The organism is Nitrospira sp. (assembly GCA_024998565.1).
Taxonomy (GTDB): domain Bacteria; phylum Nitrospirota; class Nitrospiria; order Nitrospirales; family Nitrospiraceae; genus Nitrospira_A.
In genome coordinates, this window is the sequence record JACOEM010000010.1 from 41,572 (window position 1) to 66,802 (window position 25,231).

20 protein-coding genes are annotated in these 25,231 nt (G+C 61.5%); 14 read left to right on the forward strand and 6 right to left on the reverse strand.

The features are described 5' to 3' along the window. Positions 1 to 111 precede the first annotated feature (111 nt). Both H8K11_15590 and H8K11_15595 read right to left on the reverse strand, forming a co-directional pair. On the reverse strand, positions 112 to 1,626 hold the full coding sequence (locus H8K11_15590; GenBank protein MCS6265175.1) for a DUF3943 domain-containing protein: 1,515 nt from the start codon (positions 1,624 to 1,626) through the stop codon (positions 112 to 114). 119 nt (positions 1,627 to 1,745) lie between these two features. After that, the gene (locus H8K11_15595) at positions 1,746 to 3,026 is read right to left on the reverse strand and encodes a DUF4124 domain-containing protein (GenBank protein MCS6265176.1); all 1,281 of its coding nucleotides are present in this window, start codon (positions 3,024 to 3,026) and stop codon (positions 1,746 to 1,748) included. Between the two features lie 205 nt (positions 3,027 to 3,231). Between H8K11_15595 and H8K11_15600 the strand changes: the two genes are divergently transcribed. Continuing rightward, the gene (locus tag H8K11_15600) at positions 3,232 to 3,900 is read left to right on the forward strand and encodes a hypothetical protein (protein ID MCS6265177.1); all 669 of its coding nucleotides are present in this window, start codon (positions 3,232 to 3,234) and stop codon (positions 3,898 to 3,900) included. Positions 3,901 to 4,036: 136 nt separating this feature from the next. Here the strand turns inward: H8K11_15600 and H8K11_15605 are convergent, their stop codons facing one another. Further along, a complete protein-coding gene (locus tag H8K11_15605) occupies positions 4,037 to 4,879 on the reverse strand; it encodes a hypothetical protein (GenBank protein MCS6265178.1) in 843 nt (280 codons plus the stop codon). After that, positions 4,863 to 5,429 (reverse strand): GNAT family N-acetyltransferase, encoded by a 567-nt coding sequence (locus H8K11_15610; protein MCS6265179.1) that lies wholly within the window; start codon positions 5,427 to 5,429, stop codon positions 4,863 to 4,865. The genes H8K11_15605 and H8K11_15610 overlap by 17 nt, the downstream gene beginning before the upstream one ends. 185 nt (positions 5,430 to 5,614) lie before the next feature. Between H8K11_15610 and H8K11_15615 the strand changes: the two genes are divergently transcribed. The 4 genes from H8K11_15615 (at position 5,615) to H8K11_15630 (ending at position 10,683) form a co-directional block, all read left to right on the forward strand. After that, positions 5,615 to 6,103: a DUF5069 domain-containing protein gene (locus H8K11_15615; protein ID MCS6265180.1), complete on the forward strand. Its 489-nt coding sequence runs from the start codon at positions 5,615 to 5,617 to the stop codon at positions 6,101 to 6,103. 58 nt (positions 6,104 to 6,161) lie between these two features. Next, the gene (locus tag H8K11_15620) at positions 6,162 to 6,716 is read left to right on the forward strand and encodes a pyridoxamine 5'-phosphate oxidase family protein (GenBank protein ID MCS6265181.1); all 555 of its coding nucleotides are present in this window, start codon (positions 6,162 to 6,164) and stop codon (positions 6,714 to 6,716) included. 124 nt (positions 6,717 to 6,840) lie between these two features. Further along, positions 6,841 to 7,047, forward strand: a complete 207-nt coding sequence (locus tag H8K11_15625) for a hypothetical protein (GenBank protein ID MCS6265182.1) — start codon at positions 6,841 to 6,843, stop codon at positions 7,045 to 7,047. 462 nt (positions 7,048 to 7,509) lie between these two features. Next, entirely contained in the window at positions 7,510 to 10,683 is a 3,174-nt protein-coding gene (locus tag H8K11_15630) for a hypothetical protein (GenBank protein ID MCS6265183.1), read from the forward strand. 35 nt (positions 10,684 to 10,718) lie between these two features. On the opposite strand, the gene H8K11_15635 is transcribed toward H8K11_15630, so the two are convergent. Next, positions 10,719 to 12,467, reverse strand: a complete 1,749-nt coding sequence (locus H8K11_15635) for a DUF2207 domain-containing protein (protein ID MCS6265184.1) — start codon at positions 12,465 to 12,467, stop codon at positions 10,719 to 10,721. Between the two features lie 25 nt (positions 12,468 to 12,492). Next, the gene (locus H8K11_15640; protein MCS6265185.1) at positions 12,493 to 13,041 is read right to left on the reverse strand and encodes a LemA family protein; all 549 of its coding nucleotides are present in this window, start codon (positions 13,039 to 13,041) and stop codon (positions 12,493 to 12,495) included. A gap of 265 nt (positions 13,042 to 13,306) precedes the next feature. Here H8K11_15640 and H8K11_15645 point away from each other — a divergent pair, with 265 nt between their 5' ends. The 9 genes from H8K11_15645 to H8K11_15685 all read left to right on the forward strand — a co-directional run bounded on the left by H8K11_15645 (position 13,307) and on the right by H8K11_15685 (position 25,220). Then, entirely contained in the window at positions 13,307 to 13,636 is a 330-nt protein-coding gene (locus tag H8K11_15645) for a hypothetical protein (GenBank protein MCS6265186.1), read from the forward strand. 111 nt (positions 13,637 to 13,747) lie between these two features. Further along, entirely contained in the window at positions 13,748 to 16,348 is a 2,601-nt protein-coding gene (locus H8K11_15650) for a sigma 54-interacting transcriptional regulator (GenBank protein ID MCS6265187.1), read from the forward strand. Between the two features lie 221 nt (positions 16,349 to 16,569). Further along, positions 16,570 to 16,860 (forward strand): hypothetical protein, encoded by a 291-nt coding sequence (locus H8K11_15655; GenBank protein MCS6265188.1) that lies wholly within the window; start codon positions 16,570 to 16,572, stop codon positions 16,858 to 16,860. A 54-nt stretch (positions 16,861 to 16,914) separates the two neighbouring features. Then, positions 16,915 to 17,874, forward strand: a complete 960-nt coding sequence (locus H8K11_15660; protein ID MCS6265189.1) for a VTT domain-containing protein — start codon at positions 16,915 to 16,917, stop codon at positions 17,872 to 17,874. A gap of 42 nt (positions 17,875 to 17,916) precedes the next feature. Further along, on the forward strand, positions 17,917 to 18,903 hold the full coding sequence (locus H8K11_15665) for a TerB family tellurite resistance protein (GenBank protein MCS6265190.1): 987 nt from the start codon (positions 17,917 to 17,919) through the stop codon (positions 18,901 to 18,903). Positions 18,904 to 19,183: 280 nt separating this feature from the next. Continuing rightward, positions 19,184 to 20,308, forward strand: a complete 1,125-nt coding sequence (locus tag H8K11_15670) for an efflux RND transporter periplasmic adaptor subunit (protein MCS6265191.1) — start codon at positions 19,184 to 19,186, stop codon at positions 20,306 to 20,308. Between the two features lie 17 nt (positions 20,309 to 20,325). Continuing rightward, positions 20,326 to 23,409, forward strand: coding sequence for an efflux RND transporter permease subunit (locus H8K11_15675; GenBank protein ID MCS6265192.1), 3,084 nt, complete (start codon positions 20,326 to 20,328; stop codon positions 23,407 to 23,409). A 41-nt stretch (positions 23,410 to 23,450) separates the two neighbouring features. Continuing rightward, the gene (locus H8K11_15680; protein MCS6265193.1) at positions 23,451 to 23,762 is read left to right on the forward strand and encodes a hypothetical protein; all 312 of its coding nucleotides are present in this window, start codon (positions 23,451 to 23,453) and stop codon (positions 23,760 to 23,762) included. Between the two features lie 12 nt (positions 23,763 to 23,774). Further along, positions 23,775 to 25,220, forward strand: coding sequence for an efflux transporter outer membrane subunit (locus H8K11_15685; protein MCS6265194.1), 1,446 nt, complete (start codon positions 23,775 to 23,777; stop codon positions 25,218 to 25,220). The last annotated feature ends 11 nt before the right edge of the window (positions 25,221 to 25,231 follow it).

Here is a 25,231-nt window from a genome sequence, read left to right on the forward strand (position 1 = left end):
CCCGACCGCGGCGTTCCCGGTCGCGCGTCTCTCTGGGCCCTGCTCACACACTTCTTCGTTTGCACCGCGTTGGTGGACCGCAGATCTCGAAACACGTAACCCGTTGGCCTCTCATCGCCATTCGACCGCCCCGAAGCCTGAGTTGCCGAGCAGGACATACATCAGACTGACGGCGCCGATCGTCTGGTTGCGATAGTCCACGCTCGGGTAGTGAGCATCCCGGTGAGAGACCGTATATCGAAGCGCGACGCCGTGCCGGTCGAAGACGCGAAGGGTGAGCGCAGATTCTACGCGGATGATGTTTTCCTGCCCGTGCCGTTCCGGCGACAGAAAATTACTGACATAGTATTCCCGCCCCGTCACGTCGAACATCAGGCGGTTGGCATAGATCAACCGGAGTGCCACCAAGGCCTGTGGGGTCGTTCCATAGTGGTAATCCCGTTCCTCCGTGCGCTGGATGCTGCCGGCCGCGCCATAGCCGGCACCGCCCAGCAGGGTGCCTTGGAGTGCGATGTCATCAGACAGCCACGACTGCCAGACGGTTCCCAGGGAGAGAGCGGTGCTGGACACCCGGAACACCTGGGGCGAGACATAGTCGTAACTGCCGAAGAGTCCCCAGATACCTCGCGTCGTATCGCCGGCCGCGTAGGTCTTACCCAGCAGGAGTCCTCGGGTGGTGATGGTTTCCAGCGTAGTGGCCGTGGCGGCAGAGACATGAAAATCGAAATAGTCGAACGGACGGGTGTACCCATAACCGGATTTGCCTGGAAGTCCGTATGTAAACGTGAGCTCACCGACCGCGCCATGTTCGTTGACGTTTGAGGAGACATTGCGACTGCTCGATGTCAGCGTGCCACCAGCTTCGAGCCGCAGGAAGGTGGCCGGCCGGTGGCTGGGATACAGGCTGTCGAAGCGGTTGCCGAATACGAGGCGGTTGAATCCGGTGGGCGGCGAAATGATAGCCGCGCCCAGTTCGCGCCAGAACCCAGGCGGGCCATCGCCGGTCTCAAGCAACAGATTGGCCATCCTGAACAGCGGTTCACCCAGGAACGCGCCGCCGATGGGCGTCGTGATCATGTCGTTGATCGAAGGAGAGGTCCGTTCGCCGCCGATCTCCCAGAGGAAACTCCCGGCGACGCTATAGAGCGACGATTCCCAGAAGCTGAGCCCTGCGGATCGGGCCAGACCGAAATACACGCTGCCGCCATAGGGATGCAGGAACTGGTTGACTGAGAACTGATCGTTGTCGAACACCCATTTTGAATCTGTCAGGTGTTCACGAATGGTCGTGCCGGTGGTCCGGTACACGTCCTTCGGCTCGGTGAAATGCCGATCGTACTGGTTCAGCAGTAACAAATAGGTGAATACTTCAGCGGCCGGAATCAGATAGCTGCGCCCTCGCCCGCTCTCCCAATCCAACGATCCGGACCGGTCTTCGGGCAGGGTTGAAGGTTCCAGGGTTTCAGCACGATGGTTCACGGGCCCGATCAGGCCAGGCTCGCTGCCCTGCCCGGCCTCATGTGCGCCCGAACTTTGTGCCAGGCCCGCACTCGACAGAAGCGACAGGCAAGCACAGGCAAGGAAGGGCAGAGTGAACCACAGGCTGTGCGAACGCCAACGAAGCATGCTGCGTCATATGCCTTCCCTTATGAGTTGAGCGCAGGGGCCATCGCCTGGGTACTCGGAGGAACCCTAGTCGAGGCTCAACTGACCTGTTTCAGGTGGGGGCCGTCCGGCCTTCGCGATCAGCGGCCTCGACCGCCGCTGCTGCTGCGAGACTGTCCGCTGCTGCCATGTCCGGAAGGGCCTCCCAGAGGCCGGCTGATCGACGGGGTTTGCTGCGTGATGGAGGGAGCGGTGGGGATGTTCGAAGGGCTGGGGCGCCAGAAATGGGACGGGTGCAACTGGTAGGGCTGCGGCTGCGGTGCAGACTGGTGCATCACTGGTGGAATGGAGCGCGGTGTGGGAATGGTCACGATGTCTCCCACTTTGGCCGGTTGGCCCTGCTGGTTGAGCAACGGGGGGGCGTGACGACTCTGCATCGATGGTGATGGCACGAGCAACGAGCGGCGCAGCGTGGGATTAAAGGCGTGAGCCGGGGCCGGTACGAGCGCGCCGTTTTGCGCCGCAATGGTCTGTTGTGCCTGCGCGAGGTGGCGATGCCGGGGAGAGAGGCGCTGTGCCTGGAGTAGGAAGCCGTTGATCCCAGGTCCTGCGATCCAGGGATAGGAATAGAAGCCGAGTGTTGGGTATGCCCAGCTGGTCCAGGCCTGTGAGACAAGGGCATTGGCCTGCAGGTCGTTCAGCATGTCGTCGCGTTGGCGGCTGAGTTGCTGGACCTCCTCCGCCGATGGGGCGGCGGCGAGGGCGCGGTTGGTGGCATCGAGCTGTTCCTGTAGTCGGTCGGTTTCGGCACGGAGGACCGTCAGCTCCCGCATGGCGCTGTCGTTTTCCCGCAAGGCCGCAATGGCCTGTGCGACTTCATGCGGGTCGATCTCTGCCGTCAACTTAGCGCGGATCACGATACTCTCGTTCTCGACCCTGGTCGTGATGGTTTCCTCCAACACCTTGACGATGCCTGCCGTGTAACTCCGGATGTCATCACGTGTGAGGTTCATGTCGCGCATTTCCGTGACACGTTCCAGATACGTGGCCACCTGTTCGAGCGCGTCTCTCTTGGCGGCTTCGACCGCCAGACGCGCGCCATCCGTGCGGGTGTCGTGATCGCCCAAGCGATATTCGCCGCTGGCTGTGACGATGCGGGAATCGGCGGAGCGCGTTGCTGATTGGGCAACCGCACGAGGCGGAGCAGAGGAAACGGCCGGAGGCGCGTCGAACTCCTGTGAGGTCAGCCTGTTTCGATATTGTTCAGGGATGGACTCGAGTTGGTTCGTGAAGGTTTGAACACCGGCCTCGTCGGTGTAGGTGTAAATCGAGGCCCGGCTGTCCGGTGCGGTAATGACGTGGGTGGAGACCCCGAGAAGAAAGAGAACCGACAGTGTCAGCCCGCTGCGGGAGAGTGACATGGTGATCCCCCGTCTGGTTACAAATGCAGGATAACACAGCATCAGATCGGGATTCTGCACGGAGGGGCTTAGATATGTTGGGGGCAGGAGGGGAGGGTTTTGTCGTCCCGCCTTAGTTCGCGACTCCAGCTTAGTTCTCAGAGCCCCGCATCATCTCCCTATTTCCTAGCGGACATTCCAAAACACGATAGGATGGCAGCAGCCTATGCTGCTCGTGAGACGAATCGCTTCCGCGCTGTTGGGACTCGTTCCCCTCATGCTCATCGGGGCGGGGGTGGTATCGGTCCTGAGGGAGGTTCAGGCTCATGATCCGTCGATGTACTCGATACAAGGCGAGAAACATCTTGCCGACGCATGCATGTTCGCTGGTGCGGGCTGCATCGGACTGTTCGGCTGTTATCGACTGTGGCGGGCTAATGCGAGCGGGAAGTGGGTTCTCGTGCCGGTGGCGGTGAGTATCTTTGCTGTGGTCTTTCCAAATATAGAGCGCTGGCCACATGGAACACCGGTGGGGCGTGCGTCATTCAGCGTGTTGCAAAGGTTGAGCGCGGTCTCCGGTTCAGCGACTCAACTCGCCCGGGAGCGGGGGGAATTTGTCTGTGATAGATCTGCAACGCTCTCCGCCTCGTCTCTGTTTGCTCGACAAGGTCAGGCGCTTCCCTATGTGATCCATTGTGTGTCCGATGCGACCGGTCCGGTGCTCGGTACGCCTCCCGAACGACCCGGCACCCTCGTCTTCGCCGTCAGCCCGGATCGGCAGCAGGCCTGGTTCACCGCTACGGTGTTGACTCACAGCACCGACCGGCAGGCAACCTGGTTGACGCGACAAGGCCAGCCTTTCGTCATTGCCGCACAGTTACAATCCAAATCCTAGCTCAACGTATGTGGCTGGTTTGCCTTCGTTGAACCAAGGTCTCGGTGCTCCGCTCTTCGCTCCGGTGAAGGCTGTCGCAGGAATACTGGTGAAAGCGATTTGAGAACTGCCGCGGAGGCCGGGGTTCCCGCATCGCTTAGAATTGAAGGCCTACTGAGACCAGTGCGAAGTTGTACCAGCCGAAGGCATAGCGGTCGTTATCTACTCCGCCTTCGAACACACGGTACCCTGCGGACATGAACCAGTGATCGGTGATGTCGTACCGAATTTTCACTGCCGCGTCGATGGCACGACCTTGAGTGCTGACGAGACCATCGAAGTCCAGGAGCGCCGTCCAGCGAGGGGCGATGTCGTATTCCAGGCTGCTGCTCAGCAGGGGCACGAACCCCACATTGCTGTCGGAGGCGAGCACGCCCTGCTGGCGGAGTTCCACCCGCGCATCGCGAATAAAGGCGGTGGCGCCGATGCGCCAGCGCCAGCGTTCAGATTCGTGGAGAAGGTATCGATAGGTGAGGCGGTAGGAATCGAACTTGTACTCGGAGTCTATCGGGCTACCGGGGGTAAAGGTGCTGCCTGCGAAGCGAACCGGCTGTCCAAACGTCCCGGTCCTGGAAAATCCGAGCGGGGCGTACACGAAGCGGAGTGAATGCCGATGGTTCATGTTCCAGGTCAACTCGACGCGGCGCTGTGCTTCCGGACCATTGCCTTGGATCTCGGTGAGCGCGAACCTCGTCCCGGCGCTGCTGTCGGGAATCTGAATCTGATTGCGCGATTGCCAGACCGCCCCGGTTTCGAACTCCAGGGAGAAGGGATGCTCAGGAGGCGCGGCGTCTGCGACGGAGGACAGAGCGCTGAACATCGTGGCTATGACACAGAATAGGACGAGGATCGATGCTCGGTCGGCAGAGCGTCTGTTCAAGCTGTGCGGGAAGTCATTCGTGAGCACGTGCGACTGCTTCCCGTTAGTGAGCACTGTCATTCAGAAATTCCTCTCTCAACATCCCATAGATCTCCACATCCACAAATTGGCCGAAGCGGATGTAATGCTCGCGCATGCGGCCTTCGTAGGTCATCCCGACTTTTCGTAAGACACGTCCCGAGGCCGGGTTGTTGTGAAAGTGCGGGGCGTAGATGCGATGGAGTGACAGGCGGGTGAAGCCGTAGTCGAGCACCGCCCGAACCGCTTCGGTGCAGTAGCCCTGGTTCCAGTAGTGGGTGCCGAGCCAGTAACTCAGGCGGGCCAGTTGGTGCTCGCGGGCGATTTCCATCCCGATTGAACCGATGAGTTGTTCCTCTTCAATGAGGACGATGGCAAATGTGATGGCGTTGCCCGCGGCGAAACTCTCCTGTTGCTGAGCGATCCATTGCGCGGCCGCTTCGAGGTCATAGGGGTGGGGGAGCAACGTGCCTGCGGCGACTTCCTTCACCCCTGCCAGGCGGTGCACGGTATCGGCATCGGAGGCCTGGAATTGTCGGAGAATCAGCCGTTCAGTACGGAGTGTCGGACAGACATCCATCACGCTGATCACAGCATAGTGGCTAGCCTAAAACAACTACCGCGTCCGGCATCGACCGTGATGCACGTCATAAAAGCCTGTCAATTGACAGCGCCTCTGCACCCGGCCAGAATCCTGATTGTCGGAACAGGCAAAAGAAATGCTTCGGTCTTGCTTCCGGAATATCGACAGGTCGAAACGGAGGAAGGCAGGTGGTCATGACGGCGTTCAATCCAGTCGCTGCGCTGCGCTCTCCGCGGGAGACGTTGGATGGGTACATCATCCTCCCGCGGTTAATCGACAAGGTGCGCGCGCAGGCACGAGGCGAGCTTCCGGCGGCGTACCAGAGGAATCTGCTGCATCGCGGGGGCACGCTCGACGGGCGCTTCCTTGCCTTTACCGGGTTGGAAGGGGAGGCCTTACGGGCGGTCATTCTCTCCTGCGAGACGGATGAGCCGGTGGCGCAATGGGTTGCGCAATATGCGACACGACATTCCGTCGAAGAGAAACAGCGGTGGGCTGCCGAAGTTGAGGGCTATCGGCCGGCTGGCCGTGTCCTGCTCTATCTGCAATCGACCGTGCCTGAACTGGCCGCCAACATCGACTGTGCCCTCGTGAGCCTGCTCGATCTCATCGATATGGACGAAGGCCGGCTTGCGATCCCCGCACGGGGTGGCGCTGCGGATGTTGAGGAAAAAGGCGCCTGAGTGGTACGCCCCTCGAGGCGATGATTTCGGTCCCGAACAGATGAGAGGGGAAATTGCGGTGGCTCAACGGTACAAGGAACTTTCAAAGACCCATATCGAATTCATCACCACACAGAAGCTGTTTTTTGTCGGGACAGCCACGGCGGAGAGCTGGGTGAATGTGTCGCCGAAAGGCATGGACTCGTTTCGGGTACTCGGCCCCGCTCGCGTGGCATGGCTCAACGTCACCGGGAGCGGTAACGAATCCTCGGCCCATGTACAGCATGACCCGCGTATGACGATCATGTTCTGCGCTTTCGAGGGTCAGCCGCTGATCCTGCGGCTCTATGGCAGGGCGAAGGTGGTACACAGGGGCGACTCCGAGTGGCAGGAGTTTCTTGGCCTGTTCCCGCCGCTACCCGGTGCCCGTCAGATTTTCGACGTGACTCTCGACCTCGTGCAAACGTCCTGCGGAATGGCGGTGCCCTATTTGTCGTACCTCGGCGACCGGGAATTGCTCAGCGCCTGGGCCGAGAAGAAAGGCGAGGAGGGATTGAGGCGGTACCGGGAAGAAAAAAATCAGCTGAGCCTGGACGGTATTCCTACTCACATTGTCGTCAAAGAGGGGCACTGATCCCTTCTCGATCCGCAGCATACGCCTCCGCCAGGAACGCTCCCCCGTACATTTTTCTCCCGTTTCTTGACGTGTTTCCGATTCGCGAGTAGGGTTTCGTTGGCCTTCTACGTAAGTGAAAACAATGGATGTTGCGCAGGTCTTGATCGCCATTGTCGGTCTGGGAGCGGCTGTGACGACGTATTGTCTGATGCGGTTCCCCCATATGCGCCGCGAACGCTTCAGGCACTACGGGGCGTTTTCCATTGCGCTGTCGGTTCTCGGTGCACTGGCGGTCTTGCTGTTCTGCCTGGCCCTGCTCATCCTGCAGAATGCCTGGCGAGTCGGATAAAGCGAGGGACCATTATGCCGCTCATTCTCGGAACGATCGCAGATCGGTCTGTTCGAATGTGAAGCATTGTCGCAGCGGCGCGACAGTTTCGTGCGCAGGATCATGAAAATCCCACGATGCGAGCAACTCTTTGCCGGCCAAGGGTTGATCTGGCCGGGTCGCTCTGCTACGAATACTAAAGTGCGGCATCTGACAGGAAGTTCGTCGTTCTTCCCCAACTGAGCGTCCTTTCCTTACGCCGAGCCCATCAGCGGGTTCGAATCGTTCCATTACAATCGACCGTTCCCTGCGCGGCTGTGCGAGACGCGTGGCGGACTATTATCTGCGGGACGTTGAAACATTATGGGCCTTGTCAGAACCGGTCATTCGCTTCAGTTGCTGCCACGGCGTGAAGCTAAGGCACAGGCGGATTGCCTTGAGTTCCCCAGGTTGTCCTTCAAGCCGCCCCCTCACCCGGTCAGGATGGACCGGACGGATTGGGTGTTTGCCGGGTTGCTCGCACTGTCCGTGGCGATCCTGTGCCTGCTGATCGCGCGATCCATGCCCTCGTTCCTGTTCCAGTCGATGGATTTCTGGTTCGAGGCCGACACGCTGCGCGAAATCTCGAACATGAGCCGAGTGCACGACGACCACTATCGGACGTCCGTGCATCCGCTGTTTTCGTTGATCACCTTCATCCCGGTCTATATTGCAAAGCATGCGTTGACCACCAGCCCGCTTCGCGCGGTGTTGCTCATCAGCGGCGTGGTGGGCGGCCTGTGGGCCGGGACGTTGTACCTGTTGTTTCGCCTACTGGGCTGCCGGAGATTGGATGCCTCCGTCTTCACGCTGCTCGGGCTCTGCAGTGCCTCGGCCCTGTTCTGGCTTCCGGTGCCCAATTCCTATTCCTGGGGCTCGCTCTCGATCATGCTGGCCCTCGTCCTGCTTTTGTTCGCCGAGCAGCGGACGTTCGGAGCGACGGCGTATGTGATCGCGAGCGCTTTGACGCTCAGCTTTACCGTGACGAACTGGATGGCCGGTCTGCTGGTGACGCTGGTTCGATGGCCCTGGAAGCAGGCGATGCAACTCTCCGTCAATGCGTTGTGTGTGGTGGTCCTGCTGTGGGGCGTGCAGAAGGTCATCTTTCCCACGGCCGAATTTTTTATCGGCCATCGCGAAGAGGTGGAGTTCATCAATCATCCCCAATCCGGGGGAGCCGCCAACGTCCTATCATCCCTGGTCTTCCACACGATGGTCGCCCCGGACGTCCGGTTCATGAAAGACGATGCCTACACTCAGGCGAGATCCGATTCGTTTCGCCTGTCCGAACGTCTGTCGTTTCAATTTTCACGCCCGGGATCGGCCGGTCCGCTGGGGCTGCTGGCCGTCGGACTCTGGTCGGCCTTGCTGTTGAATGGACTCTGGCGGCTGGTCACCCTCGATCACCATCTTCGATTCCGCCTCGTCTTGGCCGGCCTGCTTGGGTTTGAGACTCTGCTGCACCTTCTCTACGGAGAAGAAACCTTCGTCTACAGCCTGAACTTTCTTCCGCTCCTCCTCGCCGTTGCCGCCTTGGGGGCCATCGGTCCAGGTCGCCGGGTCGTTGTTCCCCTGGCCGCGTTGCTCGCGCTCTGTGCCGGGCTGAACAACTGGCAGCAGTTTCAGGAGGCCACGCGTTCGGCGACGCAGTTCACGCCGCAGCGTGAGCTCATGACGACGATGATGCAGCAGGATCCGGATCGACCCTGGCCTCGCTCGGTGGGACATGTGCCGCTGGCGCTGCCCGGAACTCCCGAGGGCGGCACGGCCTATCACGAGCCGGGCGGGGATTTCAGTCCGCATGTTCCGAGTTTCGGCGTCTCAATCTGGCTCTGCGATGCCAACGGGCTTCCGGTCATCACCAGCCAGACGGTGCCGCTCAGCGATATCCAGCAACGGTTCGCGCCCTCTGCGAATCCGAACATTCCGGCCATCGTCACGAAGACACCCTATTATCAGGCGACCTGGTCGCGTCTGGATGCCACGCATTGGGAACTGCGGTTCAAAAATTATACGAACCATGTTCCCGCGATTCTCATTCGCAGCGTGGGCCCGGCCGGCGGACCCGTGACCGCGTTGGATTGGGACGGGGCGCAGATCGGGATCAACCATCGTTGGACCGTGAACGCGACGCCTGCTCCCGGAGCGATTACCTTGGGGGATGAGAATACGCCCGATTGGATGACCGCGCAGTCAGCGGCCAGGTCCTGGAGCGGTGAGTCGGGATGGGGCTATGCGCGAATGAAGTTTGCGTCGGCCTCAACGGGCAAGGACGACGAAGTTCGTGTGGTGCTTGCCGATTTGCAGCCGCCCTTCGAAATCCAGACTCACTACACACATCCCGCGAAGCGGGCTCGTCTCGCGCTTCCCGAGCCGCGCCTGCAGGCCTCGATGGATGCGCAAATTACGCATCTCATGATGAGTCTCGTGGACGATGAAACCAGGCCGGGCGATCCTACGTTTTACTACCGCTCCTGGCATCGGCAGGGTGCATACATTACGGCTGCGCTCGCGCGGGCCGGCGATCCTCACGTCAGCCGGGTCCTGTCGCAATTTTTAGCCTCGCATGATTTTGCCGGTGGCTCCGGCCCCGAAGCCGATGCCCCCGGGCTGGCCATCTGGGCGTTGGCCGAGTCGGCTGCGTATATCGCCGACCCGGTCCACGATCAGTGGCTCTGGCCGCATATCCTCCGGAAAGCCCAGCGGATCGAAGGCATGTTGACGGCCCGGGCGCCGCTTGTAGAATCCTTCTGGATACCCTCGCCCCACGACTTCAATCACAGTCGGCAGACCAGGACGGCGCTGTTGGCCCAACCGGCGCGTGATGGCCTGATCGTCGGCCGCGTCGGAGAGGATTGGCCGCTCTTTTATGTGAATGCGGTGAGTTATCGCGGGTTGCTCGCCGCCGCCGACTTCGCCGAACGACTGGGGAAACGGCAACAGGCGGCTCGTTGGCGACAGCATGCCCATGGGTTGGAGGAGAGTTGGCAGCGCCAGTTTCCAAACGGGTCGCCGGATAGTGTCACGTCCCTCGTCAGTTTGCGTGCATTGGCCGGGTCTTCCATCCGCCGCACCCAGTTGGGACAACCGATGACGACGTATCGTTCCCCTGCGCTGTCCCCGACGACGGCAACCCAATTGACTCAGGCACATCGGGCGTTGCGGCTTGGACGACCGGAAGCAGTCTGGGCGACGCTTCATCAGCTCTGGAGTCACCAGGCCTCGCCGGGCCTGTATACCTGGGATGCGCCGCGGCCGACGCAGGATGAAGTGGCGGATGGCTGGCAATATGCGCGGGGCTGGCACAATGAAACCGCCGTCTCGCCGGACTATGAAACGGCGGCGTTGCTGCTGTTATTGCAACAGGACATGCTGGCCTATCTCGATGACGCGGCGGCGGAGCCCACGGTGGTGCTTGGCGCCGGCATTACTCCGGCCTGGCTTTCACAACCGATGGCGGTGTCCAATCTCGCCCTTCCCGGCGGCTCCATCACGTGGCAATGGGACGGACAGAAGATGCGGGTGACACTCCGTGGCCCCGCGCGGAAGATTCAATTGGGTTCGGCATTTCCGCCCGGCACCGAACTCGCCGTCGTGCAGAAGTCGCTGCGCCCGTGATTCGGTCGTCTGCCATTCAGGTGAGCCCTCTGCGTTCAGAATCCCCGTCCGCCGCCGCCGCCGAACCCACCGCCCGACGATCCGCCCCTGCTGAATCCCGACCCGCCTGAACTGCGCGGGGCCGACGTCATGGTGGTGCCGGTGCGCGCGGCCATGTCGCCCATGCGGTTGGTGAAGCCGCTGGTGTTGAACCTCGCCATCTCGGCTCCCTGGTACCAGGCCGGCGAAGTCGTCACGATGGATTCGAAAGCCCGAGCCCAATTCTTCTCCACCCCGAGCGCCATCGCATAGGGAAGAAATTTTTCAAACAGCTCCGGGGTCTTGATGACTCGATCGAAACGGTCGGCTTCCACGCGGGTGAGAAACTCTTCGAATCCCAAGACGCCTTCCAGTGCCCTGCTGCCTTGCAGCGTGCGCGCCGGCATGATGCGGCCGAACCCAACCACGATCAGGCCCGACAGGATGCCGGCCCAGACGAACGTCATGGGCGCCATGCCCCATCGGTCGGCGAGTGCGGAGAGGGCGAAGGTCAAGAGCATCCCCAGCACGATTCCGCCGACCAGATACCCCTGCTTCACCCGATCGGGCCGCTGCGCATAGTACTTCCGTCGTAGGAGCGACTCGAAGATGGCGTCCTGAATGGGGGGCAGGGATCTGTAGAAGCGGTTTTCGAGCGAGCTCAGCGAGACGTCATCGGTCGTGCTGTCTTTGAACAGGGCTTCCAGCAGGAGCCGCTCGTAGGTTGGTAAGGTGGTCCACTCCTGGGCGGGTTTGGTGCGATGAAATCGATAGTCGGTACTCGACCAGAGGCCGAACAAGTGCTCGGCCTTCTGTTCGGCAATTCGAAGGTATCCTCGCACGGCGAGATCGACCACGGTGGCGGTGAGATCGCGAGTATCGGGACTATTGTCCACGAGCGTGCCGGCTTCGGCCGGGGTCAGTCGATCCGGTGGTTCGTAGAGTACTGTGATGGGCCGGAGTCGCGGGTCTCTTCCTCGCGTGGCCCACAGGCGATACATGGCGATGAAGACGAGCAGGGGAATCCCCAATGCCCAGTTGCTCACGAGGAACGTGTGTGTCTGATCCAACGCGGTCGGAGCGGCGACGATGCCCTTGTCCCAGCCGACGACGGCGGTGAGACCTTCGCGAAAGCCGAGGGCGCGTGTCATGGTCATCTCCACGCCGGCTCCGACGATCTCAACCGTCGCCGCGGCCTCGCGCGCGCCATAGGCTCCCGTGAAGGCTTGGGCACGGATGCCCGTTGTCTGCGGCGGCAGGATGATGCGCGCGGAGGCCTGTTCGATGGGCACGTCCCATTCGTCGCCGGTGACGTTCCAATAGAGTTCGTCGTGATCCTCGAAAAATTTCAGCCCGTTTCTCACGCGATACTTCAAGACGAACGTGCGGGTGGCATCGGTCGCGCCGGGAATCCAGATCTTCAAATTCCGGTAGTGCCGCTCCCGGCTGCTTTCGAATGTGAGGGGAGTGCCCTGTTCGTCCGTGACGGTGACTCGATCCAGCAGGAGGCTGTAATTGAAGCCTTGCGGGGTTCGATATTCGACGGGAATCAGCCGCTCGATTCCGTTCCATGCCCCTTCGAAGCGGGGGCTGACGGTCTCGGTGACCAGCAGGTCGCCGCCGGACAGGACTTGGAGCTCAACGTCGAACCGGCTGAGCACAAATGAACGGGCTGCCGCAGGGAGGAGTTGGCTGAAGGTGAGGAGGCAGAGCAGGGGGACGATGAGCAGGCGCGGCGCAAGCCTTGGACTTCGCCCGGCGCTCACATGTGGACCTGCGGGTCGGCCCACGCTAGAACTGCACCTTGGGTGGCTCACGCTGGACGGTGTCCGTGAGTTCGAAGAACTGGCGGCCGACGAAATTGAACCAGCCGGCGATGAAGTTGGTGGGAATCTCCTGGGTCTTCGCATTGTAATCGCGGACCACGGCATTGTAGTAGCGCCGGGCATGTTGCACGGCGTCTTCGATCTGGTTGAGGCTGCCCTGGAGTTGGTTGAAGGCTTCCACCGCCCGCAATTGGGGATAGGCTTCGGCGAGGGCGAACAGTGATTTCAGCGATTGGCTCAGTTGGTTTTCCGCCGCGCCTTTGGCCTCCGGTCCTTGTGCCGACATCGCTTTCGCCCGGGCGTTGATCACGGCTTCCAGGGCTCCCTTTTCATGCGCGGCATAGGCCTTGACGGTCTCCACGAGGTTGGGGATTAGATCGTAGCGGCGCTTGAGCTGGACGTCGATATCGGCCCAGGCGCTGTCGCAGGCCGCTCGGAGGCGGACGAGCGAGTTATACATGCCGATGACGATCATCACGAACAGCACCAGCGCGACGACGACGATCCAGCCCATCGGTGTCTCCTTGCGGATTTGGGTGAAGGTACGTATGGAGCCTGATGATAGCCCGACCTTCAAGATCTGTAAAGCTGCCGCGGTTTCCTCGCCTCGCCATAGACGAGGCACGTCGAGGTTCTTGCGCTTCACGCAGGTCTGCGGGCCGGGTCGGCCGCGCGTGACTTTCTCCGGAACCCCGGCTATCCTCCCCGCGGCATGAACTGCTTCGGGGCAATGGTCTTCGATCCTGTGGTCGGGATGTGGGCGATTCAAGGAGGTATCTATGCTGCGTCGTGAAAAACGAGTCAGGTCGGGTAGGATTGTGCTGCTCCTCTGTTTACTGGGCGGGTCTTTCGGCACGCTCCCTGCCGTGTTGGCTGAGGAGACGGCAGTGGAACTCAATAGTCCGGAGGTCCTACGGCAGGTTCTCGAACAGCAGATGGGCAAACGGGTGAAGATCAAGTTGCTCTCCGGGCAGGATCTCGATGGGAAGGTGGCCAGGGTCGGAACGCAGGCGGTGGTGCTCAGCGAGCTGGGCGGAATGGAATTCTTCGATGCCACTCTGCGGCTCGACCAAGTGGCCGCTGTGGTCGCGAAGACTCGGTCGAAATAGCGCCCTGCTATCTGCTTCCGGTTTTCCGACAGCCTGGGAATCGGGCTTCACCAGGTGAGCCCTCCATTCTCCAGTTGCGTCCGGACATCCAGACTCTCCATACTATTCTCCATGCGAGACACCCTTCCGACCGAACTCGAAACGAGTGCCGGCGATCCGCGCAAGGCCCTCCTGCAGGTTGCCGAGGCGATTTCTCTGCACAGGGATCTCCCGGCCCTGTTTCGAGACCTCGCACAACGGCTGCCCGCTGTCGCCCCGTTCGATTTCATCGGCCTGGTGCTGCACGATCCGGCGAAGCAGGTCATGAAGGTGCATGTGCTTGAAACGGTTGAGGCGCGGGGGGTAACGAACCGACTGGACGGCATGGAAATCCCGATGGAGGAGTCCGCCAGCGGCTGGGTCTGGTCGCATCAGCAGCCGTTGATGATCCCGTCGCTGGCCGATGAAACGCGGTACAAACCCGGGCTCGGCGCGCTCCGGAGCATCGGCGTGCAATCGCTCTGCTTCTGTCCCCTCACCACGGCGATGCGGCGGCTCGGCGCGATCGGATTCGGCAGTCTGAGAACCTCCGCGTTCGGTGATGCCGATGTGGAGTTTCTCAATCAGGTCGCCAAACTGGTCGCCGTCGCCGTGGACAATGTGCTGCATCACCAGGCTTTGAGCGATGAGCGCGATCGGCTGCAACTGCTGCTGGACGTGACAGAATCGATCGCCTCCCATCGTGACCTCACCCGACTGCTTGAGGACTTGGCCGGACGATTGCCCCAACTCGTGCCGTTCGATTTCATCAACGCGGTGCTCCATGATCCCGCGACAGACAAGATGCGCTTGTGGCTGCTGGTGACCTCGGAGCCCTCGACCATTCGCCCCGGGCTCGAGACTCCCATCGAGGAATCGCCCGGCGGCTTGGTGTGGAAAACCCAGCAACCGCTGACGGTCCATGACGTTGCGCAGGAAGATCGCTTTCCCGGGTTGATGACGCTGTTTCGCGAGAACGGGGTACGGGCGTTTTGTGTCGTCCCGCTCACAACGGCGCATCGCCGGCTCGGAGCCATGGGGTTCGGCAGTCTCCAGCCGCGAGTCTATGAGAAACGTGAGATCGCGCTCATGCAGCAGGTGGCCAAGCAGGTGGCGGTGGCCCTGGACAATGCGCTTAACGGCGAAACGGCCTTAACCTATCAGGGGCAGTTGACGCGGGAGCGCGATCGCCAGCGCCTGTTGCTCGAGGTCAACAATGCGGTGGTGTCCCACCTGGACCTGGATCAACTGTTTCCGGCGGTCAGCGCCTGTCTGCGCCGGGTGATTCAACACGATGGCTCCAGCCTGCTCCTCTGTAATGATGAGACGGGGCAATGGCGCATCCACGTTCTCGATTTTGAACGAAACGAAAGCTTCATCGAGGAAGGACGGATCGAAGAGAGCCCACGCTCCCCCTCGTGCCAAGCGATCACGACCGGCCAAGCGGCCGTCTTCAACGAAAACGAGCTCAGAGCCATGGCAGACTCGTCCCCCATGGCGCAGGAACTCCTGGACTTTGGCGCCAAGTCGTTTTGTTCCATACCGCTCTTGTCGCACAATCGCACGCTTGGAGCCTTGAACGTCTGCCGGCGCGGTGAGGGAGGGTTCAGCCCGGAGGACGTGCAGCTCCTGGCCCAGGTCGCGCAGCAAGTCGCGATTGCGGTGGAGAACGCGCTCGCGTTCCGGGAGATTGCCGCGCTCAAGGATAAGCTCGCCAAAGAGAAGGTCTATCTCCAGGAAGAAATTCAGACCGCGTACAACTTCGAGGAGATCGTCGGCGACAGTCGCGCCCTGAAGCAGGTGCTCAAACAGGTTCAGACCGTCGCGACCACCGGTTCTACCGTGCTGATACTCGGTGAAACGGGCAGCGGGAAGGAGTTGATCGCGAGGGCCTTGCACAGTCTCAGCGATCGACGGGAACGGACCTTCGTAAAACTCAATTGTGCCGCGATTCCCACCGGCCTGCTGGAGAGCGAACTGTTCGGGCATGAAAAGGGAGCCTTTACCGGGGCGATCGCAACGAAGATCGGGCGGTTTGAATTGGCCGACGGCGGAACCATCTTCCTGGACGAAGTGGGCGAGATCCCGTTGGAGCTTCAGGTCAAGCTGTTGCGGGTGTTGCAAGAGCAGGAGTTTGAGCGGTTGGGCAGCACCAGAACCATTCGTGTCAACGTCCGGGTGATCGCCGCAACCAATCGAGATCTTGGCCAGATGGTGGAAGAGCAGAAATTCCGCAGCGATCTCTACTATCGGCTGAAGGTGTTCCCGATCACGGTGCCGCCGCTTCGCGAACGGGCGGAAGATGTGCCTTTGCTGGTCCGGCACTTCGTGCAGAAGTTCGCCGCGCGCATGAAGCGGCGGATCGAAACCGTTCCGGCTGAGGCCATGAAAGCGCTTCAGGCCTATTCCTGGCCCGGCAATGTGCGGGAGCTGGAGAATTACATCGAACGGGCGGTGATCCTGTCCTCCGGTTCCGAGTTATTCGTCTCCACCGCGGAACTGAAACGCGCTGCCCCGGTGGGGAACGGATCGGCCACGACGCTGGAGGACGCCGAGCGCGAGCACATTCTCAAGGCGCTGAGAGAGACGAACTGGGTCATCGGCGGCGACGCCGGGGCTGCGGCTCGTTTGGGGATGAAGCGCACCACCCTCCAGTCTAAAATGCAGAAACTCGGCATCGCGCGCCCTCGGTAGCGCCGACCTTTCGACAGTTGCCGACATCTCGGCACTCATTCCGTCGGCACCGCATTCTCCTCATCTTCGACACCATCGCTCCTCACTGCGTAACGTCCCGTCCTGCAAGCAGTCTCTCTGCACGTCACGGATTCTCCATCGCTGGAACGATCTATGCTCTCTCCGACTGATATCCGAGCATGACCGCAGTCTTCATTTCAATGCGATGAGAGGAGCGCCCCATGTCATCCATAAAGAACCGTCGGTTCGTCTCCATGGCGACCGCCGCAACGTCGAGTCGGGCGAACTGCCGCCATGGACAGGCCGATCGAGTCGCGGGACCGGTTCGCACCGTGGTCGACGACAGCGGATCACTGGCAATCACCGCCTGGACCTGCGCCGCCTGCGGCGATGTGATTGAGGAACTCCATCTCCTCTCACGGGATGGAAAGACTCAGCCCTATCCCATTCGCCATGCCGTGGCGAGTCAGGCGGAAACCAGGCGACTTGCTGCCTTGCCGCACTGGAGATAACGGGTATGGTCATGACGAGAAGTACGGCTAGCGAGGCCGGGGGATTGGGGTGACGTGATGGATTCCTTAACGAACATGTTGGCTCAGCACGGAGCACTCGTCCTGTTCGCCGTTGTGTTTGCCGAACAGGTTGGACTGCCCTTCCCGGCGCTGCCGCTCCTGGTGGCGGGAGGCGTGTTGGTCGGTACCGGCCATCTGGCCTGGAGTGCTGCGCTCGGTGCGGCGATTCTTGCCACGCTGATGGCGGACGCGATCTGGTACCTGGCGGGACAATGGCGCGGCCGTCCCGTCCTCAGTCTGCTCTGCCGCATCGCGTTGGAGCCGGATGCTTGCGTCCGGCGAACGGAGGACTTGTTCCTGCGGCACGGACCGAAGTCGTTGATCGTGGCGAAATTCATTCCCGGGTTGAGTACGATCGCCCCTCCGCTCGCCGGCATCGTCGGGCTGAGTGTGCCCCTGTTCCTACTCTATGACACGCTCGGGACGTTGTTATGGGCGGGATCGGGGATGGGGTTCGGCTTTGCGTTCAGCGGTCAGATTGAGCAGGCCTTCGCCTATTCGGAGCAGGTGATGCCTGCTTTGCTGCTCACAATGGTGTTTCTGCTGGCCGGTTTCGTTTCCCTCAAGGTCTGGCATCGGCACCGGCAGCTTCGGCGAGTCCCGCGCATGACGGTAGCAGAGCTGGCGGAGAAGCTCACGGCGGCCGAACCGCCCGTGCTGATCGATGTCCGTCCGCGCGCGAGGGCGGAGGCGGAACCGGGCATTCCCACGGCGGTGCTGATGTCGTTGGATGAATTAGCCCGGCGGTACCAGGAATTCCCGCGTCATCGCGACGTGGTCGTCTACTGTGGCTGTCCGGCGGACGTGGCCAGCGCTCAAGGTGCGCTCCTGTTGCAGAAGCAAGGGTTCACTCGTGTGTGGCCGCTGGCCGGGGGCATCGAGGCCTGGCGGGCAACCGTGACTCAGAACGCAGTTACGGAGAGGGCTCTTGAACGTCAAACTGTTGCAGCCTGACCGGTGGAATGACAGGCTGACAACAGGTTCAGGGAGGAGCACATGGAGTTGAAAATACCGACTCCCGAACAGGCGTACTGGGGACTGCGTGCGATGAAAGCCGTGGCCCTGGCCGACGGCACGCTCGACGATTCCGAACGGCAGGTCATGGCAGCGGTCCAGCGGGTGTTCGGCACGCATCATCAGACGGAAGAACTGGAACCGATTACTCCGGAAGAGTTGGCCGTGGCGCTTCCCGATCCGCAAATCAGACGTCAGTTGGTCAACGGGCTGGTCGTGATGTCGCTGATCGATCGCGAGGTCACGCCGCAAGAGGCCGATCTCGTCGAACGGTTTGCTGCGGCCCTCCAGGTCACGGCGCCGGAGGTCACGAATCTTCGTCATGTCGTCAAGCGAGAGTTGTTTCATTTGCGTCTCGACCTGGCCCGGCGTTTCTGGCTCAGGGAAAAGGTGGCTGAGATTTGGAAGCAGGAAGGACTGCGGGGGCTCGCAAAATTCGCGGCCGGCATGATCGGCAGGTATGAAGATGCGACCGTCGCAGCTCGGTACCAGGCCTTGGAGCAGTATCCGGCCGGGTCGTTGGGAAGGAGTTACTGGGAATATTGCCGGAAGAACGGCTTCGCGCTCCCGGGAGAGAAAGGGGGCGCCCCCGAACCCATTCTGTTTCACGATTGTGCCCACATCTTGTCCGGCTACGGCACGGCGCCCGAGGAGGAAGTTCAAGTGGCCTGCTTCAGTGCAGGCTTTCAACGGCGTGATCCGTTCCTCTTCGTGTTTTTTGTGCTGCTCCAGTTCCACGTCGGTATCCGTATGACGCCGATTACTGCAGCCAGAATCGGGTTCTTCGATCCGGAGAAGGCCTTGATCGCCATGCGTCGCGGCGCGGCGATGAACGTGGACCTCAACCATGGCTGGGACTATTGGCCCGTGATGGGGGAGCAGGTGGAAGACCTTCGCCAGCGATACAACATTCTGCCGATCGAGGCATTTCGTACGGGGACTGAGAGTGAATCGGAACAGGTACGTTGACATCGGACGACTCCTCAGTCGGCATGTCTGTAAGTCGTTGGACGCTGCCGTTATTTCGGCAGATGCCGAATGGCAGGCAGGCGGATTTCGTCATCCACCTCAGCCATGAGCGATGCACGGGCGGACCAGAGCGTATTTTCTCCATTCGACTGCGCACTTAGATTGGAATGCGTCCGATAGCGAAGCAGGAACAGTCGTTGCTATTTGCAGAGGAACGAATTCTTGTGATGGAACGGGAGAGTCTCAGGTCCATCTGCAACCTGCCGGGAGGGCAACTGTCATGAATCGTCGAAGTTGGATCGGGTCTTCGTTGCTGCTCCTGACCGTCGCTGCGGTCGGTGTGGGCCTGGCTGCGTGGAAGTACGGCAGCATCCAGGCGAATGCGGCGGCCTCGGCGAACCAGCCCGAACCGATGGAATCGGTATCGGTCTCCGTCGCCAGGGATGTCGAACATCATCAGACGGCCACTTCGATCGGCACCGTGTTGGCGCTGCGCTCGATCACGCTGCGGAACGAACTGGCCGGCACCGTCAGCCAGGTCAAGTTTGTGCCCGGCCAGACGGTCGAGGCCGGGGCTGTGCTCGTGGCGCTCGATGTGTCGGTGGAAGAAGCGGACTTGCGAGCCCAACAGGCTCAGGCGGTCCTGGCGAAGACCGTGTTGGATCGTCGGCGGGCGTTGACGCAAGACCAAGCTGCGGCTCAGGAGGAAGTCGATCGGGCCCGCGCAGACTTGGATGTGACGTATGCCCAGATGGCGCGCACGAAGGCCCTGATCGCCCGCAAGACGATCCGTGCCCCGTTTCGCGCCCGTGTGGGACTGGCCGACGTGCACCCCGGGCAGTATCTCAACGAAGGCACGCAACTGACCACGCTGCAGGGCATCGATGAAGCGGTCCATGTGGACTTTGCGGTTCCGCAGCATGTCGCGCTCGGATTGCGGCAAGGGGCTTCCGTCGAGGTGTTTACCGGTGATTCCTCCCCAGTGGCCGCCAGGATTGTGGCGATCGATGCCCGCATCGACCCCGCCACGCGCAACACCATGGTTCGTGCCAGGATCGAGCATTCCGCCGCCGTGCCCGCTCCCGGCGCCGCCGTGCGGATCAGGGTGCCGGTGGGAGTGCCGCGCCAGGCTGTGGCGGTTCCGGTGAATGCGTTGAAAAAGGGGCCGGGTGGCGATCAGGTGTTTGTCATCGAGCCGGACCGTGAGAATAAGCCGCGCGCGCATGTGCGCCAGGTCGAAAGCGGGGCGATGCTCGGCGACGATATCGTCATCTATAGCGGCCTGAACGCCGGCGAGCGGGTGGCCGCGTCGGGAGCGTTCAAGTTGCGCGACGGCGTGCTCGTCATCGCCGCCGGCGAGTCGGCGCGTACACCGGAACCGGATCACCTTCTCAGCCAACAGTAAGTCAGGGGAGCAGGCCCATGCGTTCATTTACCGACATCTTCATCAAGCACCCCGTGCTGGCCGTGGTCGTGAACCTCGTGATCGTCCTCGTGGGCTGGCGGGCGCTGACGACGCTGCCGGTGCAACAGTATCCGAAGATCGAGAGCTCCTCGATCATCATCACGACGGTCTATTATGGAGCCGCGGCAGAGACGGTGCGGGGATTCCTCACCACGCCGATCGAGCGAGTCGTGTCGGCGATCAGCGGGGTGGATTATCTCGAATCCACCAGTCGCGCCGGCGTCAGCACCGTGACGGTGCATTTGAAGCTGAACCACAACAGCACGGCGGCACTCGCTGAAGTGACGGCGCGGTTGCAACAGGTCCGGTCGGAGCTGCCGGCTGAGGCGGAACCTCCGGCGGTGGAAGTGCAGCGTGCCGACCGCCCCTATGCGTCGTTTTATCTCAGTTTCACGTCTCCGGAGCGGACCGTGCCGGCGCTGACGGATTGGCTGTTGCGAACCCTGCAGCCGCAACTGGCCACCTTGACCGGGGTGCAACGCGTCACGATTGAAGGTGGACGGCAGATCGCTATGCGCGTGTGGATCGATCCCGATCGCCTTGCGGCCTACAACCTCTCTCCCGGCGATGTGCAGGCCGCGTTGCGGCGCAACAATTACCTGGCCGCCGTCGGCCGGACCAAGGGCAACCTCGTGCAGGTGAATCTGCTCGCGAATACGGACCTGCGTTCCGTGAACGAGTTTCAGGAACTCATCGTGGCGGACCGTGGCGGCGCCATCGTGCGGCTCAGGGATGTGGCGCGAGTGGAAAAAGGCGCTGAAGAAGCGGAGATGGTGGCGAAGTACAACCGCCTGGAGGGGGTGTACCTCGGGGTCTGGCCGCTGGTCGGCTCCAACGAGATTGAAGTGGCCCACCGGTTGCGGGAAGAAATGGATCGTATACGGCCGACCCTGCCGAAAGATATCGACATGCAGTTGGTCTGGGACGGCACCATGTTCATGGAAAGCGCCTTGACGGAGATTACCAAGACGCTGGGCGAAACGATTCTGATCGTGGCCACGGTGGTTTTCCTGTTCATGGGATCGATCAGGACCGCACTGGTCCCGCTGGTGGCTATGCCGGTGTCGCTGATCGGAGCCGCCATCTTCATGTATGCGTTCGGCTTCAGCCTGAATCTGTTGACGATTCTGGCGATCGTGTTGTCGGTGGGATTGGTGGTGGACGATGCGATCGTTGTCGTGGAGAACGTCGAACGGCATGTGCGCGAAGGAAAGTCGCGGATTCAAGCGGCGTTGATCGGCTCGCGCGAATTGGTCGGGCCCATCATCGCCATGACCATTACCTTGGCCGCAGTCTATGCTCCGATCGGTTTTCAGGGAGGTCTGACCGGCTCGCTGTTTCTGGAGTTTGCCATCACCCTGGCCGCCGCAGTCGTGCTGTCCGGCGTCGTGGCGATCACGCTCTCGCCGGTCATGAGCTCGCGGTTCGTCCACCCGGAGGGGAAAGAGGGCAAGTTGACCCGTCTGGTCAACCGTGGATTCGATGCAACGCGGGCGGTCTACGGGCGGTTGCTCGACGGCGCGTTGGAGATGCGCTGGGCGATCGTCGTGGCCTCGTTGCTGATCATGGTTGCGGCCGTTCCGCTGTATCTCTTTTCACGGCAGGAATTGGCGCCTGTGGAGGACCAGAGTCATATCAGTCTCTTTCTGGAGGCGTCGCCGGACTCGACGGTGGCTGCTACGAACAGTGATTCCTTGAAGGTAGTCGAAGCGATCCGGGCGTTTCCGGAAGCCCGCTTCATGTGGTCGTTGACCTCGTCATGGGGCGGCTTCGGCGGCCTGGTGGCCAAGGACTGGCGGGAACGGACGCGCTCGACCGAGCTGATGTACGGCGAAGTCTTCGGAGCCGTGTCGCAGATCCCCGGTCTGCGGGTGTTCCCGCGCCTTGATCCGCCATTGCCGACGCCCGGGCAATATGATGTGGAACTGATCCTGGCGAGTGAAGTGCCTGCCGAGCAGCTGTTGGAAATGACCGCCGCGGTCCTGGGTGCCGGTTGGCAGAGCGGCAAGTTCCTGTATGTCGACACCGACCTGAAGATTGATTTGCCTGAAGCGCGGGTCGTGCTCGATCGCGAGCGACTCGCCGACCTGGGCTTCGATCTGGCCGGGGTCGGTCAGGAACTGGGGACGCTGCTCGGCGGGGCCTATGTGAATCGGTTCAATTTTTACGACCGCAGTTACAAGGTCATTCCTCAAATCGGCGACAAGGATCGCGCGACGTTGGATCCGCTGCTCGATCTCAAGATCAAGACACCAAGCGGCCAGCTGGTGCCGGTCTCGACGTTTACGCATATTGAGACGAGTACTGCGCCGCGGACGCTGAACCGTTTCCAACAACGTAATGCGGTGCGGATCTTCGGCGGGGTGAAACCCGGGGTGACGAAGGAGGAAGGGCTGCGCGTTCTTGAAACTGCGGCGGCCTCGGCCGTCGGTCCACGGGTGGCGCTCGATTTTGCGGGAGAATCGCGCCAGATCCGCCACGAAGGTTCGGCCTTGACGGTGACACTGGGCTTTGCGGTGGTGCTGATTTACCTCGTGCTCGCGGCTCAGTTCAAAAGTTTTCGGGACCCGCTGATCGTCCTGCTGGGCTCGGTGCCGCTGGCGATCTCAGGTGCGCTGGTGTTCAGTTTCCTCGACCTGACGACGATCAACATCTACTCGCAGGTCGGGTTGATTACACTGGTGGGGCTGATTGCGAAGAACGGCATTTTGATCGTGGAGTTCGCGAATACCCTGCAGGAACGGGGGCTGTCGAAGACGGCCGCCCTGCGCGAAGCATCCCTGACGCGATTGCGCCCGGTCTTGATGACCTCGGCGGCCACGGTCTTCGGACACCTCCCGCTGGTGCTCGTTTCGGGACCCGGCGCCGCGGCCCGCAACAGCATCGGCATGGTGTTGGTCACGGGGATGACGGTCGGAACGCTCTTCACGCTGTTCGTCGTGCCGGTGTTTTATTCGCTGATCGCGGCCCGACATCAGCCGGCGGTGGATGTGGAAGAGTCCGAAGCGGGTGCGTTGCAGTTGGCGGCGGCAAAGGGATGAACTGATCCCGGCTCGTTGAGCGCAACAGGAGGACATGCACGATGCTGAAGATTACGTCCGAGCAGACTTCCGATTTCGCGCGTCTGACCTTGGAAGGGAGTCTGAGCGGGCCCTGGGTGACTGAACTCGAACGGGTGTGGCAGCAGGTCAAACAAGCCGGTACCTTTGCTCCCGTGGTGGAACTGACGGACATCACCTTCATTGCCGAGGAGGGCAGGGCCCTGCTGACCAGCATGTGGCGAGAGGGGGCTGTCCTGGTCGCGAACGGGTGCTGTACTCGACACATCGTGGCAGAAATCACAGGAGCGGGAGGCGGCCAGGCTGCCCCATCCGCTCGCTGTGAGAAGATATAGGACGGTCATCGCATGCGCATTGTCGCTCTCCTCCTCATCGCTGTGCTCCTGGGTGCCTGTGCCATCGGGCCGGATTACTCCCGTCCCGACCTTGCTGTGCCGGACCGGTTCCGCATGGCGGCGACGCAGCAGGAAACCGAGTCGTTCGCCAACCTGCCCTGGTGGGATCTGTTGCAGGATGAAGAACTGCGGCGTCTCATTCGAGTGGCGCTGGCTGAGAATAAGGATCTGAAACGGGCGGTTGCATCGGTCGAAGATTTTCAGGCCCGCATGTTGATCGCAAAAATGGATTTCGCGCCGAAGGCCGATCTCACGTCCAACGCGCCCTTGTTCGGCCGCAAGGCAAACTTTTTGTTTCCGGGCTTTCCCAATCCGTTCAACTACTATCTCCAGGGGAATCTCTCCTGGGAGATCGATATCTGGGGCCGGATTCGTCGATCGAATGAAGCGGCAAGGGGAGATCTCCTGTCGCGGGAGGAGGCTCGCCGCGCGGTTGTCTTGCAACTGGTGAGCGGCGTGGCGGAGGCCTACTTCGACATGCTGCAGTTCGACATGCAGTTGGCCGTCGCGCAGCGAACGCTGAAATCCTGGGACGAATCGGTCAGGATTGCCGAGGCCCGGTTGCGGGAGGGCATGATCTCCAAAATCGACGCGGACCAGTTTGCGGCGGAACGCGCCAACGCTGCGGCACGGGCGGCAGAGTTGAGCCGACAGATGGTGCAGAAAGAAAACCAGCTCAGTGTGTTGCTGGGGCGTGTGCCGGGTCAGATTCCGAGAGGACGTTCTCTCACCGATCAGGTGATGCCGCCGGAGGTGCCGGCCGGCCTTCCTTCGGAATTGCTGCAGCGCCGCCCGGATCTGGTGCAGGCAGAACAGGAATTGGCGGCGGCCACGGCGCGAATCGGTGTGGCGAAGGCGGACCGGTTTCCGAAACTCAGCATCACGGGAATTCTCGGTGTCGCCAGTCCGCAGTTGTCCCGCTTGGTGGCGAATGAGACGGCGTTCGGTACCGCAGGTCCCGGGCTTGCCGGTCCCTTGCTGAATGCTCAGATCCTCGGGTTTCAGCAGGACGCGGCTGAAGCGCAGAGCCGTGAAGCGCTTGCACGGTATGAGCAGGCGTTGCTGGTGGCGTTTCGTGAAGTGGAGGATGCGCTGGTCGCGGTGCGAACGGTGCGGGAGCAGCGGACCGCGCAGGTTGAGCAGGTGGACGCGTTGCGTTCGGCCCTGCGGCTGGCCAATCTGCGGTATAAAGGAGGACTCGCGAACTATCTCGACGTCCTCGTCGCGCAACGCAATCTGTTCGAGGCGGAACTGGCGCTCACCAGCACTCACCGGTTACAGTTGGTGTCGGTCGTCCAATTGTATAAAGCGCTGGGGGGCGGATGGTCGCCGCTCGATACGGCCCAGCAACAGCCGGGGCAAGCTCCGGCAGAGCCGGGGAAGGCGGGGCGCGGCTGACCCACGGACCC